General features: G+C 55.3%; 14 protein-coding genes. 5 read left to right on the top strand and 9 right to left on the bottom strand.

Annotated elements, in window-relative coordinates:
- The first annotated feature begins 3 nt into the window (after positions 1 to 3).
- On the top strand, positions 4 to 984 hold the full coding sequence (locus tag J3P76_RS16150) for an O-methyltransferase (protein ID WP_434700969.1): 981 nt from the start codon (positions 4 to 6) through the stop codon (positions 982 to 984).
- On the opposite strand, the gene J3P76_RS16145 is transcribed toward J3P76_RS16150, so the two are convergent.
- From J3P76_RS16145 to J3P76_RS16110, 8 genes are all read right to left on the bottom strand, one after another.
- Entirely contained in the window at positions 979 to 2,253 is a 1,275-nt protein-coding gene (locus tag J3P76_RS16145) for a DNA cytosine methyltransferase (protein WP_434700967.1), read from the bottom strand. The genes J3P76_RS16150 and J3P76_RS16145 overlap by 6 nt on opposite strands.
- Positions 2,250 to 2,519, bottom strand: a complete 270-nt coding sequence (locus J3P76_RS16140; protein WP_434700966.1) for a pyocin activator PrtN family protein — start codon at positions 2,517 to 2,519, stop codon at positions 2,250 to 2,252. Before J3P76_RS16140 ends, J3P76_RS16145 begins: the two co-directional genes overlap by 4 nt.
- Before the next feature lie 256 nt (positions 2,520 to 2,775).
- Complete coding sequence (locus J3P76_RS16135; protein WP_434700965.1) at positions 2,776 to 3,060, bottom strand: hypothetical protein; 285 nt, start codon at positions 3,058 to 3,060, stop codon at positions 2,776 to 2,778.
- Positions 3,061 to 3,944: 884 nt separating this feature from the next.
- A complete protein-coding gene (locus tag J3P76_RS16130; protein ID WP_434700964.1) occupies positions 3,945 to 5,627 on the bottom strand; it encodes a diguanylate cyclase in 1,683 nt (560 codons plus the stop codon).
- Positions 5,628 to 5,931: 304 nt separating this feature from the next.
- A complete protein-coding gene (locus J3P76_RS16125; RefSeq protein ID WP_434700963.1) occupies positions 5,932 to 6,327 on the bottom strand; it encodes a response regulator in 396 nt (131 codons plus the stop codon).
- 1,150 nt (positions 6,328 to 7,477) lie between these two features.
- Positions 7,478 to 8,200 (bottom strand): metallophosphoesterase, encoded by a 723-nt coding sequence (locus J3P76_RS16120; protein ID WP_434610603.1) that lies wholly within the window; start codon positions 8,198 to 8,200, stop codon positions 7,478 to 7,480.
- 64 nt (positions 8,201 to 8,264) lie between these two features.
- Entirely contained in the window at positions 8,265 to 8,870 is a 606-nt protein-coding gene (locus J3P76_RS16115; protein ID WP_434610606.1) for a putative adenosine monophosphate-protein transferase Fic, read from the bottom strand.
- Positions 8,870 to 9,040, bottom strand: a complete 171-nt coding sequence (locus J3P76_RS16110; protein ID WP_085987050.1) for a YhfG family protein — start codon at positions 9,038 to 9,040, stop codon at positions 8,870 to 8,872. The genes J3P76_RS16115 and J3P76_RS16110 overlap by 1 nt, the downstream gene beginning before the upstream one ends.
- Positions 9,041 to 9,201: 161 nt before the next feature.
- Between J3P76_RS16110 and J3P76_RS16105 the strand changes: the two genes are divergently transcribed.
- From J3P76_RS16105 to J3P76_RS16090, 4 genes are all read left to right on the top strand, one after another.
- Positions 9,202 to 10,422, top strand: coding sequence for a putative DNA modification/repair radical SAM protein (locus J3P76_RS16105; protein WP_434563302.1), 1,221 nt, complete (start codon positions 9,202 to 9,204; stop codon positions 10,420 to 10,422).
- Entirely contained in the window at positions 10,413 to 11,282 is an 870-nt protein-coding gene (locus tag J3P76_RS16100; protein ID WP_434610610.1) for a TIGR03915 family putative DNA repair protein, read from the top strand. Before J3P76_RS16105 ends, J3P76_RS16100 begins: the two co-directional genes overlap by 10 nt.
- Positions 11,283 to 11,404: 122 nt before the next feature.
- Entirely contained in the window at positions 11,405 to 12,091 is a 687-nt protein-coding gene (locus J3P76_RS16095) for a cysteine hydrolase family protein (RefSeq protein WP_434610612.1), read from the top strand.
- A 7-nt stretch (positions 12,092 to 12,098) separates the two neighbouring features.
- A complete protein-coding gene (locus J3P76_RS16090) occupies positions 12,099 to 12,992 on the top strand; it encodes a LysR family transcriptional regulator (RefSeq protein ID WP_434610614.1) in 894 nt (297 codons plus the stop codon).
- A gap of 162 nt (positions 12,993 to 13,154) precedes the next feature.
- Here the strand turns inward: J3P76_RS16090 and J3P76_RS16085 are convergent, their stop codons facing one another.
- On the bottom strand, positions 13,155 to 14,072 hold the full coding sequence (locus J3P76_RS16085; RefSeq protein WP_434610616.1) for an AraC family transcriptional regulator: 918 nt from the start codon (positions 14,070 to 14,072) through the stop codon (positions 13,155 to 13,157).
- Positions 14,073 to 14,233: the final 161 nt, after the last annotated feature.

The following is a 14,233-nucleotide window of genomic DNA, read 5'->3' as shown; positions in this document are numbered from 1 at the left end:
TCCATGAGTCAGGGCGGAAGTATTGCTTACCATTTGCGTCAGAATAAAGCTATCGAGCGCAATCTATTTGTAGACTTGTTGTCTAGAGTAGGTCGTTACGTAAATATATCAAACTACAGTTATATTGGTTTTGGTGGCCCGTTCTTGGAGGATTTTAAGCACCTGCATTCTGCGCTTAGGATATCCAAAATGATTTCGTTGGAAATGGATCCGAATGTTTACAAGCGACAGATGTTCAATCGGCCGATTTCTTGCATATCGTTGAGAAATGAATCAAGTGGTGATTTTTTAAATAATTACGAGTTTGATAATGAGGCTGGCAATATAGTCTGGTTTGATTATGCCACTACGGACATTACCAGTCAGCTTACAGAGACCCAAAGGCTCGTTGAGAAGCTTGGGCACGGTGATATTTTCAAAATAACGGTGAACGCGAGTCCAACGGCACTAGGTGAACCGCAAGATCGTTCCAAAATGTTGGAGTATCGAGCTGAAGTTCTTGCAAATAGACTGTCGTCCTATGGACCTGCAGAAGTCACAGCCGATTCAGTCGCTACAAAAAACTATCCTAAAACTTTGCTCGCGGCGATTATGTCGGCTGTTAAGCATGGTTTGGCTGGTGACCCCAGTATTGTTTTGCAGCCTCTCGCAGCGTTTGTTTACAGCGATGGACAACAAATGCTTACGGTGACAGGGGTGTTGCTGCATAGGGATGAAATCGAACGGTTTCTTGAGCAGTCACGACTCCCTTTCTGGAGTTTTTTTAATGCGGATTGTTTAGCTCCGAAAAGTATAAGTGTGCCGGTTCTGTCAGCTAAGGAACGTGTGCATATAGAGTCGATGTTGCCAGAAGCAGGTGTAGAAGATATTCAGAATGCTCTAGACTTCTACACTGCTTCAACTGAGCGGGTCGCTCAGGAGGAAATGAGTAACTTTGTGAATTTTTATAGGATGTTTCCCTGGTATTCAAGAGTCGTTCTATAAGCAACTATATACTGAGCTAAGAATATGTTCGCCAACTATTGGGCTTACGCTGTTTCCAATTTGTCGGAAGCTATGCCATTTGGTTGGATGGAACTGAAACCAGTCGGGAAAGCCCTGCAAGCGAGCTGCTTCGCGGGGAGTTATCACTCTGGGAGATGTCATGTGGATAGGGCGGACGGCTTGAAAGCTGCCTTTGTCGCTACCTGTGCCAGCTCTCAGAGTAGGGCAAAATCCTTCCGGGTCAAGTCTCTTTGCTTTTGATACAGAATCAACTTCTCCCGCCTTCAGGCGAGCGAAGCGTCTAACTACCTCAGGGATATGTCGAGTACCAAAGCATCCAGAGACAAGTTGTTTTTCCATTAACAGCTCAACAGCTCTTATAGAACCTATTCCCGTTGGGATTTTTCCATTAAGCGCTTTGAGAAAAGTATTTTCAGCGAGAGATGTTGCTCTGCGCCAAGATTGCTCTTCGGCTTGCCAGTCAGAACGGATAAGCGTCGGAAGTCCCTCTAGCGCGGTTTTCACATTAACTAATGAGGCGGTGGGATTGGGGGCGAATAGTTCTGGGCTAAGCTCACGCGTAAATTCATTGGGCCTGAAGCCAATGAAAAATATACGTGTTCTAGTTGTAGGGGCTCCATATCGATCAGCCTTGACCTTGATTGGTGGAAGTAAAGTATAATCGTTTCTTACAAGGCTTAGAGCGTTTTCAACGTGCGCCTTATATTTCTCTGTTAAGATACCTGGCACGTTCTCCGCAATGAAGAATTTTGGCTTGGTTTCTTTGATCAACCTAAAGAAATGATAAAATAGTTGATTTCTAGGGTCGGCGTCGTCGCGCTTGCCCATGGTACTGAAACCTTGGCAAGGAGGGCCTCCAATAAGCCCGTCGAGCATCCCCTCCTTTAAACCTGAGCGTTCAAGAACTTCCTTACCGGTCATCGATCCGATATCGGCTTGAATGTGGTTTGCGAACGGGAAGTTAATGGCGTGAGTTTCTATTGCATACTTATCGATTTCGAATGCACCTGCAACATGAAAACCTGCTCTAGATGCTCCAAGGCTAAGGCCACCGACACCGGAGAAAAGATCGATGACAACAGGTTCGTTCATGTTTGATTCCAATTTTAACTCACAGGTATACAGGCATTGCTTTTTTAGCAAACCATCGATCATGGGGCTGGCGGGCTCACAGCTGAGGTCAACAGATTTTCGACCGCGCATGTTAGCACCTTTGGCTGAGGACAGCGGAGCTTTGATACAGGTCATGATCTCCTTCCCATTAGTCGATTTTGCTCGATAGTGGCCCTTGCGTGTTGTCGATCAATGTACTCAGCTAAATCTCTCAAATGGATCCCGAGCCCTGCTTTTTGACTTTCGGGTCCAAGGCGCACGATAGGTATGTCAATCTCGCCTGCCAGTCTCTTGTGTTTAAATTTTTCCACAGTCAAATTCATATAGTCAGCACACACGCGATCGAGAGGAATCACCGCACGGCCTTCATACTGGGCCATCAACAAAAAAAGCGTGTTCATATCCCCTCCCGAATTTCCAAGCTTGGAGCGTACGCCTCCACAGGCTGCGCCGGCAGTATTCCCAGTGCGTTTAGCGTTAAATCATTTGGCGCTGCCCGGCGCAGCCTTTCGTGGGGTATAGGTGCTTCTGCGGCGGTTTGGAATGAAGCAGTAATGCCTGCTGCTACGCAGCAGAGACTGTTTTTTACAGGCGCGTCGACCCTGCTAGCGCTGCGGAGCAAAGCGGCCTGGGGTTGGGTGTTGTTCTGTTCCTGCTTCATGCCGCTTTCCTCCGGTGTTCGATAGCGAGTTGGTCCATCAGTCGTTGGTGGTAGGTGAGCCGGGCTTCGGTGGGTGACCACGGCCGGATGCGTTCGGGCGCGGGTTCGATGCCGACAAGGCGATCCCAGGTGGCCGGGTCGGGTGGCATCAGGTCGCGGCGTTCGGTGGCCAGGGCGATCAGGTCGGCTTGATGTACGCTTGGGGGGAGGTCAATCTCCAAGCCAAAGCGCTCACAAACGCGCCCCCATATGACGTCCTCGAAGCCACGGTAATAAGGCATCCGCTCTTTGAGTACACGTGTCGGTTTTTATCGCCTAGCATCAAGCCCTCCAACCCGTAGCCCTCATTCATATCAAATCAATGTGTGACCCGTACTTCATCTTTCGTCATGTATCGCTGACGAGACCTACCACACGCTTCGGGATGACTTTTTGGCCCTCTACGGTCTACAACTCGCCAAAACCATCCGATGGGCCTGTGCCGGTTTCCTCTCGGCGCCGGCCCCATCGCACCCACGCGGGATCATTCCCATCCTTGAGTAGTGCCGGAATCGCACCGTTGGGGTTCGGGTAAAACACCTTGACACGCGGAAGAGTTGTACATAATTTATTGTTTGTACAGGTTTGGTGGAGCGGAAAGAAGTGACGCCCCTTGAAATACTCATCGCTTGGCACGAAAAATGGGCTTTGCAAAATCGAGCAGTGAAATGCAAGAGGTGCGGCGTGGAGCAGTCTGAGCTAGACAGAAACCGCATATTTACCCACCAGCCGGACTGTCCAAATGCTCTGTTTGGACATGAACCATGGAAGGCTCTAGATGAAATTAGAGATGCATATTGGATCCCTGGGAAGCTCAGGTCCGCTGAACGGGATGACGATCCGGTGCCGTCAAAACAGTCAGAGCCATCTTGATAACTGCTCGTTTTAATCGAACGTAGCCAGGGCGCCCCTCACGTTTGCTGCAACCACAGCTGACCCATCTCTGCCCAGTTAGTAAACCTAAGAAGGCCACCAACCCGCCGGGCGCACCAGCCGAGCCACGTCAGAATTCCAGCGTGTGTGGCCCCGCTCAGCGCAAGCTTTAGGACTTGCGCGTCACCAAAAATAGCGATTTGGTCGAACAGGCTCTGCACTTGATCGGCGGCCTGTATGAAGTCGAACGCCACTAGGACGCAACCCGGTTTTTGCCCCCTCGCTTGGCTCTATACAGTGCGGCATCCGCCGCTTTGATTAACTCGGCTTGATTAATCCCGTTACGCGTTGCTGAGGCCACGCCAAATGATGCAGTAACGCTGTACGTCTGTGTTCCGTCCGTAGGGCTCATGCTTTCCAGCGAAGCGCGGATGGATTCGGCTCGCAAGAGGGCATCATCAAGAGAACAGTCCGGCAGGATGACCATCAGCTCTTCTCCACCAAAGCGGCAGGCAACGTCGGTTGCTCTTATAGCGCTGATGATCAATGATGCGGTGTTTCGCAGCACCGCGTCACCTGCGGAGTGGCCATGCAAGTCATTCAGTTTTTTGAAGTTGTCCAGGTCAAGCATGATGACGCTCAGGTCGACTGCGTCTCGGGCGACCTTGGATAGCTCGCGCTTGAGAGTCTCTTCCATGAAGCGGCGGTTATACAGCCCAGTCAGTGGATCTTTGATAGACTGGATCTGCAGAACCTGACGCATTTTACCGTTCGCCAGTGCTAGCGCGGTCTGCTCCGCAGCTGCTTCCGCAAACTGACGGCTGACGTCTTTATCAGCTTTTGAGTCAGCATGCTGGATATACAAAAGCCCTAGTGTTTCTCCGTAAGCTATAAGTGGCAGGCACCAGTGAATTTGGTCATCGCTAAACGCTTTGGTATTCGAGTAATGAGCGCATCGCAGCTCATGCGGCTTCTCAACCACATGCGAATGACCTCGACGTATGGCCCAGCAGTCTTCTGGGGTCATTAGATCGTCTGGTTGAGTCCTGACCTGGCCCCAACTTGCCGAAGATTGCAGAGCATCAGCTGAATTGCGGTACAGGTACAGCGTTCCACTGGTGCCCTCCAGTAGTTCTTGGCAATAGGAACTTGCCAACTGAAGCGTTTCCTCCTGGCTCATCTCGGTTTGCAGGAGGCGGGCCATTTCTGCGAGCAAGCCTATTTGCGCGTTCCGTTGTTCAAGATTTCTCAGGCTTTTGCCAAGTTGGGTGGTCGAAGAAAGCGCGGTAGTAGTCGATTCGGCCTGGCGTTTTATGGTCTGACGCATGGACACGTAAATAAAACGGCTCAGCACCAGCGTAAGCAAGAAGCTTGCGATAGAGATGGCAACGGCCCAACGCAGGTTCGCATTGAGCTGGTTGTCCAGAATGGCCACTTCCTCACCTTCCGCTTGAATCAGCTCGCCTGCTAGATTGCGTACCTGATCCATAAGTCTCTTTCCGTTCCCGGTAGCGATTTCTGCGATCGCCGCTGCGGCACCTTGGGTACTGCGCAACTTTATCACCATGTTCAGGTGGTCGATTTTTGACTCGGTCTGCTCTATGAAGTCTTCCACTTGACTTATTTCGTCGGGAGGATCATTCAGATAGTTTTTCCGAAGGTTCTTGAGAGCGCCCGGAAGCTGCGATGTGGCTAAGTAATAAGGCTGAAGAAATGTCTCTATCCCAGTCAACACATAGCCGCGCTCGCCTGTTTCCGCGTCCACGAGCAAGCCTTGCACCGTACGAATGCTGTCCAGCTGCTGTTCAACTTGGTTACGTTCGTTACGCGTTTGGTTTGTCCAAAACAGCGTAATCGGACCCACTGCAGCAGTGATGGACATGACCAGTGTGGCCGTAGCGGCTGCTATGAGAAGTTTTGGGGTGCGGTGGGGCATCGTCAGCTCCAGTTAGATTCAGGGCGTTATCGGCCAGCTAACTTCGCGTTGTATATCAATCGCGATAAACCAGCCAGACGGTCATCAGGTCTGACTTCGCTTGGCGGCGCTGACCACCGGGTAAAAGGGGCTCGAACCACCCAAGAGCCTCGAGTCGTTGCAATCGACGCGAAGCACTGAATGAATTCTCGTAGTGATTCCGATACCAGTCGTCGCGTTCTGGCGAGAAAGCCAGGGGGCCCTAGCACATAAGCCCCAATTCCTATTGTCTCTAAACACCCACCAGAGCCCACCAGACATAGTTTTACGAATCATCGCTGAGGACAGCCCTGATGGAGGCTATTAAGTCGCTTATGGACCAAGGCTTTTGCAAATAAAACGTTGCGCCAGGTACCGTTTCAGGAAGAAACGAATATCCGGATGTCAGTATCGAACCAGTCGACGGCCATTTTTTTTTCACCATACTGATGAAGTCCATACCATTGATTTGCCCCGGAACACCATAATCCACGATTACCAGACAGCAGTGGAATGGAGACTGAAGCAGATATATCAAGGCTTCATCAGCCGTTTCGAACGCTTTGGTTTTGGCTCCGATGTCTTCCAAAATTTCGACCATCAGAACGCGCAGCGTTTGATCATCCTCGACGATCAGTACTTCTCCGCCGATGATCCCCATCTCTTTACGATTTACGATCATATTTGTCTCGGAGTGGCTGACGATCTGAGTACCACGAGGGTATCCACGTTGACATCCTCAAGCCCAAAGCGAATAAAGGAAAATTCAACCGAGCTTAGCGCACCCGTCAAAAGGTGCGTCGCTTTCGGCACTCTTAATCATGACGGGACGTGAGTCATGCTATCAGTGATTCAAGTCAATGCTACAGCGATTCTTAGACCTCGGGAGCTTGTTTTGAGAAGCCGTTAGAGCAGCTCTAAGCACCCGGCCCTTTGCCTGTGCAGCAGCGTTTCTGACATGCCGATGCAGTTGTAGCCGGCCGCCGCGCGTCGGCGTCACGGTCCTGGGGGAAATCACAAGGGCAAAGGGCAAAGGCAAAGGGCAATGATTCGACTTGGCGCGTGTAGGATCTGCTGGGGGGAGCAGTAAAGAAAGGCAAATACGGTGATGTGGAAGAGATTTACTGCGAGGGATGTGGTCGCTACCTCATAAATCGCAGCTGGCTTAAGGATCACCTCGGGAAGGCATTCGATGTAGAACACATGCGAAATCGGATTGGAGCTGTGCAGCAGGCGGGATGGGTATTTTACGTGAACGATGAGAACGCTGCTTGGCGCCACCGACCGAAAGCGGGAATGGCTCGGTTGCCGGGCTGGCCCTCGGGCGGACTCGTAAAAAATACTCGAACTCTTGAGCCCTAGGTCGAGCCCAACTTCGTTTGATGAAACCTGCATTTCCCCTAGCATCTCCAGAGCCCCTCGTATGTTGCTTCCGGTCTTGGCGGCCGCCCCCGTCTCTAAATGGAGAACCGGTTCCATTTGCCCTGCCTCGGGCGCGAGCTGCTTGAGATAAATCCTTCCCAATAAGTTCGACAGTGAATAGAAATCAGCCCTATGAGGCTCTCTTGCGCTATTCGAGGACACAAATCTGTGGTTGCTAAATATTTGCTACAGGTAGAATGAAAAAAGCGGGCTTAAGCAAGCGGAGCTGGGCACATTGTGACTAATCGGTTCAATCCATCATCGGGGCCACGCTGAAGCGGCGGGAAACGGACTGTCGCAAAGTTTCTTGAAGAGGCATGGGAATCTGGAGGCAAATGCGGAGGCCGCACAGTTTATCAGGTATGGGACGGCAGCGAATGCATTCACCCCGGACTAGGCAGCCCACCCATTCACTGCGTCATCCCTATGCTGAAAACCGATTGGCTGCCGATTTCCATGAGGCTCAGTGCTCCGTCGGAAAAGGAGCAGCCAGTATCCATGTAGACAACATTGCCGAGGCGGGTGACGCGCGGGACTGATGAATGTCCGACATAAACTTCGTGGATGCCTTTGATTGGAGTCGGGTCCTGCTGTTCGATTTTGTCCCGGGCATAAAGGGCTTGCGCCAAGGCTTGTTGTTCGGACTGCTTTCCTCGCGTTCCGGTAATGGCTTCCTTCGCATTCTGCCATTCATTTTCAAGCCCGACAGCTGGCGCTTGGGCATGTACTATCCCAACTGTTTTATCGTCGGATAACTTAACTTCGATAATGATCGGAAGTTGCTGAAACGCTGCTAGAAGTTGCTCCTGGGTGGTCGGGCTCAACTCATAGAGCCAGGCGCCGCCGTTGCGGATGTGCCTGTGTCTGTCTCCGTGGCCGCAGATACCATCGATAACCATTTGCTCATGGTTGCCGCGTACCGCATGAAACCAGGGTTGCCCAAGCCAATTCAATACGTCCTCTGAGTCGGGACCGCGATCGATGAGGTCCCCCACGGAAAAAACCCGGTCTACTTCGGTATTGAACTCGAGTTTCACCAAGGCCCTTTCCAGAAGCTTGAAATGCCCGTGGACGTCGCCCACGACAAAGTCTCGGCCTCGTTCATTCGGGGGGAACGAGGCGGTCTGGTTCATACATCGTCTTTCGGCAGGGTTGGCTGGCACGGAATGTATCGCTTAAGCAAAGAGCGCAGGTAACTTATGGTCGAGATTGTATCGGCTGTCCAATACACTTCTTGAAAACGGTTTCCATGGGATCGAGCACGCAGTTATAAGCCGCGATATTGGCATTGATCCATTCGTCTTTTTCGATTCCCCACCAACTTATTTCGAACCCGACATTCATGATGAGGTGCTCAAACAGGATGCGTTGGGCGCGGCCGTTGCCTTCACGAAAGGGATGGATGACGTTGATATCGGAGTAGGCGTCCGCCACGGCGACTATGAGTTCATCCCGGCCCATTGCTTCGAACCAATTCGCTGCCGCTATGCGGGCGAAAATCTTTTCGGCTTCCTTCTCCATGTATTCCGGTTGGCAGAAGCGAGTGTCCTGCTTGGCCATGCCAACGGTCCGCAGCTGTCCGGCCCATTCGAACAGGTCTGCGAACAATGCGTGATGGATGTTCTGAAGGTAAGCCAGGCTGTAAGGGGGCGGGTTGAATTCAACACTGCTCGCCGCGATCGCCGAAAGCTGTTGTTCGGCTTCGCCCAGGGTGGGTTCGTCGTGGATATCGAGTTTGTTGCGCAGGACCGTGGAGCCGGGATAGCAGTAGGCGTCCTCGCCGACGCCATATTTGTCGGGCATCAGGCTCGGGTCTTGGTGAAGGTCTTCAACACGTCTTCACGGGATGGCAGCTTGCGTTCGCCGTCCTCGAAAGACACCTTGAAGCCCTCCAGGCGCAGGCTCGCTGCGTAGTTGGACCTACGAGTCCTGGCTGCGTAGGCCTTCTTTGTTTCAAGGCTGACAGTGCCCATGGGGTTGGACCTCGAATCACGTGGGTGAGCGGATTATAGCCCATCGCGTAGCCAATGAGCCCATCTGTCACTGTCGGTTCGGCGGCTGGATTGACCAACGGAGCTTGCAACACGGCGCATCTGCGAATACTGTTCATGCATCCAGTGTTCGAGTGTTTTCCATGCAACTCATTGCCAAGCTGGGCATTCTTGCCGATGCCGCCAAATATGACGCATCCTGCGCCAGCAGTGGCGCCCCCAAGCGCAGTTCGCGGGGGCGGGACGGGCTTGGGGCCACGGATGGCATGGGTATCTGCCATAGCTACACGCCGGATGGTCGCTGTGTATCGCTGCTCAAGGTGTTGTTGACCAATTTCTGCTTGTACGACTGCCAGTACTGCGTGAACCGCCGCTCCAGCAATGTGCCGAGGGCGCGATTCTCACCCGAAGAAGTGGTCCGGCTGACCCTGGATTTCTATCGACGTAATTGCATCAGCGGCCTTTTCCTGAGCTCTGGCATCATTCGCTCGGCCGATTACACCATGGAGCAGTTGGTTCGAGTCGCGCGGTTGCTGCGCGAAGAGCACCAGTTCCGTGGATATATCCATCTCAAGACCATTCCCGACGCCGACCCGCTATTGATCGAAGAGGCCGGGCGGCTGGCGGATCGCCTGAGCGTGAATATCGAATTGTCCTCGGAGATCAGCCTCAAGCGCCTGGCGCCGGAGAAGCAACTGGCTACCATCCGTCAGGCGATGGGCACCATCCACGACGGCCAACAGGCGGTGGCGGGCGAGCCGCGGGCGCCTCGTTTTGCCCCGGCCGGGCAGAGCACGCAAGTGATCGTCGGGGCCGATGCCACCGATGACCACGCCATCCTCAGCAACGCCGAGTCGCTTTACCAGGGCTACGGCCTGCGGCGAGTCTATTACTCCGCCTTCAGCCCGATCCCCGAGAGCCCCGCCAGCGTGCCACTGGCCGCGCCACCTTTGCTGCGGGAGCATCGGTTGTATCAGGCCGACTTCCTCATGCGAGGCTACGGCTATAAGGCAGGCGAACTATTGAGCACATCCACCAACCTGGACCTGGACATCGACCCCAAGCTGGCCTGGGCATTGGCCAATCGTGATGTGTTTCCACTCGACCTCAACCGCGCCGAGCCGGCTTTGCTCGCGCGCATTCCCGGCATCGGCCTGCGCAGTGTCCAGCGGCTGGTGACACTGCGCAGGGAGCGGCGGATTCGCTACGACGACTTGGTGCAGTTGCGTTGCGTGTTGGAAAAGGCGCGTCCGTTTATCGTGACCAGCGATTACCGCCCCGCTGACGGCCAAGTGCGCAGCGGGCTGCTCCGAGCGCGCTTGCGCGACCCACAGCGGCCGGTGCAAATGGGGCTGTGGGCATGATCGCCCTCGATTGTGACGACGTTTTCAGCACCTGGCGTGACCAGGCCCGAACGCTGCTGGGCCACGGAATCGACCCCAGCGACGTGACATGGGCCCAGGGCCCGATCGCCGACCTGCTGGCTGTGCCGACGCCGCTGCCACAGGGCCCGGGGCCGTTCCAGACGCGCGTGCCGGCGGGGTTGTTGGGGCAATTGGAACAGGCCAGCCGCTACCAGGGCGAACAACGCTGGAATCTGCTGTACGAAGTGCTCTGGCGCGTCGCCCATGGCGACCGCACCGCAATGCTCGCTGGCGATCGATTGGGCAGCGAATTGCAACGGCGTATCAAACAGGTCAGCCGCGAAGCCCATCACCTTCATGCGTTCGTGCGTTTCGTACCGCTGCCGCCGGCGGTCGCCGAACAACTGCAGTTGGATCTTGTGGCTTTCCACCAGCCCGCCCACGACATCCTTGAAAGCGCGAGCGGGCATTTTGCCGAGCGATTGGGCCGGCAACGCTGGCTGATCGCAACGCCCCGCGATGGCATTCGTTTCGATGGGCATTCGCTGGACTATCAACGCCGTTGCCCTGAGCAATGGCAACAATGGGCCCGCCACGCCGAAGATCCCGGCGCGGAACTGTGGCGCACCTATTATCGACACATCTTCAATCCGGCGAGGCTCAACCCCACCGCGTTGCGCCAGCACATGCCGGGGCGATTCTGGAAGCACTTACCGGAAGGGGGTTTGATTCCTCAGCTGGTGGGGCAGGCGCGGCAGGGCAAGCAGAGGGATGGGCAGGCATTGGAAGTGGGGGAGAAAGTGGGGAAGCGGATAATCGCGGGCAGTGGGGCAGAGGTACGGGGCTGTAGACAGTCCTGAGCGCTCGATCATGGTTCACTTGTGCAGATTCCAAACAAGTTCTGTGCCGTCCGCGCTGTGTTCCGGCGCCAGCCATCCACCTAGGATTCCCTTCATTCACTCCATGAAAGAAGGAACTGCCCATGCAAAGCTTTACCCGTCGATTGCTCACCGCCTGTGTATTCTCAGGCGTTCTCGCCAGTGCCGGCGCCTCGGCCGAGAGTCATCCAACCATTCGTGCAATGTCTGGCGCAGTGCCCGTGAGCCAGTTGCCTGCCGGTAAAACCGCGTTACTGGTGATCGATTTTCAGAATGAATACTTCACCGGTAAGATGCCGATCCCTGACGGCCCGGCAGCGCTGGCCAACGCCCGGAAGCTGATCGAATTCGCCGATGAACACCAAATGCCGGTCTACCACGTTCAGCACATCGCACCCGCCGGCTCCCCTGTGTTTGCCATCGACGGTGAAACCGTGAAATTCCATCCTGATATGCAGCCCAGGCCCAATGACCCGGTCTTGCAAAAAAACACCGTCAGCGTGTTCGGCAGTACCGATCTGGACAAGCGTCTGAAAGCCGGGGGTATCGAGAACGTGATCGTCTCCGGCCTCATGACCCATGCGTGCGTGGCGGGCGCTGCTCGGGATGCGGCACCGCTGAGCTATAACGTGTTGGTGGCGGCCGATGCATCGGCTACGCGTGCGATTACCCGGGTCAATGGGGAATCGATCGACAAGGACGCCTTGCACAAGGCTGCCCTCGCCGAGATTGAGGATACGTTCGGCGATGTGATGAACACCGCCGAAATCGTCAAGCTACCGGTGCGCTAAGCCCCCTATGAATCAGATGCTCGCCATGCGTGTGTTCCGCTGCATCGCTGAGGCCCAGGGATTCTCAGCCGCCGCTGAGCGGCTGAACACCACGCACTCGTCGGTTTCCCGGCATTTGCATCAGTTGGAATCCACGTTGGGCGTGCGTCTGGTCAATCGCAATACCCGCCGCATGAGCCTTACGGCAGCAGGGGAAAGGTACTACGCAGCCTGCGTGGATATCCTTGACCGAGTCGATGCCGCGTCCCAAGCCGTCGCGCTGGAACACGAGCGTCCCTTCGGGCTGCTTCGGATCAGCGCGCCGCTGGTGGTAGGCACCTTGGAGTTGGCGCATTGGTTGCCGGCCTTCCAGGCGCGGTATCCGGAGATCCAGATCGATTTGTCTTGCTCTGATCCGTTGGTCGATCTGGTGGCCGATGGCTTCGACGTCGCGTTGCGGATTTGCGGGCCCTTGGCCGACAGCAGCCTGGTCGCCCGTTTGCTCAGCGTTTCACCGCTGGTGCTGGTAGCGGCGCCGGCTTACGTGTTCAAGTGCGGTTTGCCTCGCAGTGCTGCCGAACTCAACGAGCATCGGTTGCTGACGTATGGGGCGACTCCTCAGTGGACGCTCACCAGCGCCTGGGAAGGCCCCGTCAGTCTGGATTGCCAGGGCATTTTTCATACAGACACCATCACTGCCTTGCACGCTTATGCCTTGGCAGGCGGCGGCATAGCCGCGTTTACCCTGGCGACGGTGCAAGATGACCTGTTGGCCGGCAGGCTGGTGCGAATCCTGCCTGAGCACACCCTTGGGGAACGGCACTACTACGCGCTTTACCCTCATGCCCGGCATCTGCCGGCCAAGGTGCGCGTGTTCGTGGAGTACATGACGCAGTATTACCGCGCAGTGTCAGGCGGATGAGCACAACGAAGCGCGCTCCAAGGTATTCCATGGCTTGCGCATGGTTGGCTTGCGGTTGGTGTAGGTGCAATGCAATCCCCCTGATCCTGGCGCGCAAATGTATTGCGCTGGCGGACCCGTAGGATGAGGCCGAGTCGCCAAGGTGGAGCCGGGCACCACGAGTCAATCAGCTTTAATGGCATTTGCCGGCCTGCGCAACGCCGCGATATCCCGCTTCGGGGACGCGCCGAAGAGACGGCTGTATTCTCGGCTGAACTGCGAGGGGCTTTCATAGCCCACCTGGTAGGCCGCGCTCGCCACGTCCAAGTGCTCGTTGAGCATCAGGCGCTTTGCTTCGTTCAACCGCAGCCATTTCTGGTATTGCAGTGGGCTCATAGCCGTGAGCTGGCGGAAATGGTGATGGAACGTCGGGGCGCTCATCTGCACGCGCGACGCGAGGTCCTCCACACGGACAGGCCCGGTGTAGTTGAGCTTCAACCAGTCGATGGCCTTGGCGATCCGGTAGCCTTGGCTGTCGACGGAGGCAATCTGCCTTAGCCGCGCGGCCTGGTCGCCCATCAACAACCGATAGTGAATTTCTCGCTGGATCAAGGGCGCCAGCACCGGGATGGCGTCGGGTTCATCGAGCAGGGCCAGCAGGCGCACGAACGGCTCGAGAAAATCCTGGGTGGCCGTGCCGATCCCCGCACCTATCCCGACGGCGCGCTCGACCCGTGGTATCACGCTGCCCTGGGCGATCAGATCCGCCACCATGCGCAAATCGAGTCGCATGACCAGCCCCAGGCAGGGCTGTTGCGGGCTGGCGGCCAACACTTCCGAGTTCGCAGGCATATCCAGCGAAGTCATAAGGAAACGTGCGGTGTCGTACCCATACGCCTGCCCCCCAATCCACACCTGTTTCATCCCTTGGGCGACGAGGACGATGCTCGGTTCGATCATGCAGGTCATGGGTGGGGCAGGGGCGTCGCGGCGGAAAAAACAAAGACCGGCAATTGATGTTTCAAAGTCGCCCGGTCCTGTCGTCCGGTTATCGATGAGGTTGGCGAGCCTCTGTTGGAGCGATCTGTCTTGGGCGGTCATGTCGATATCTGCGGGATTGAGAGCTATAGGCAGAACATTACCCCGCCAAGCGAAGCGTTGCCTATGGCAAACAGGCGGGTTCACAGGATCGGGCAAGAACTCCAGCGAAATGTTCTACCGGTCGCCCTTGCCGGTCGTTAAAACTGCACGTCACATTAAGC

It is taken from the genome of Pseudomonas sp. D1-36 (assembly GCF_051132205.1).
Taxonomy (GTDB): Bacteria; Pseudomonadota; Gammaproteobacteria; order Pseudomonadales; family Pseudomonadaceae; genus Aquipseudomonas.
Note: the sequence above shows the minus strand (reverse complement) of the source record. Positions and strands in the feature narration are given on the sequence as shown.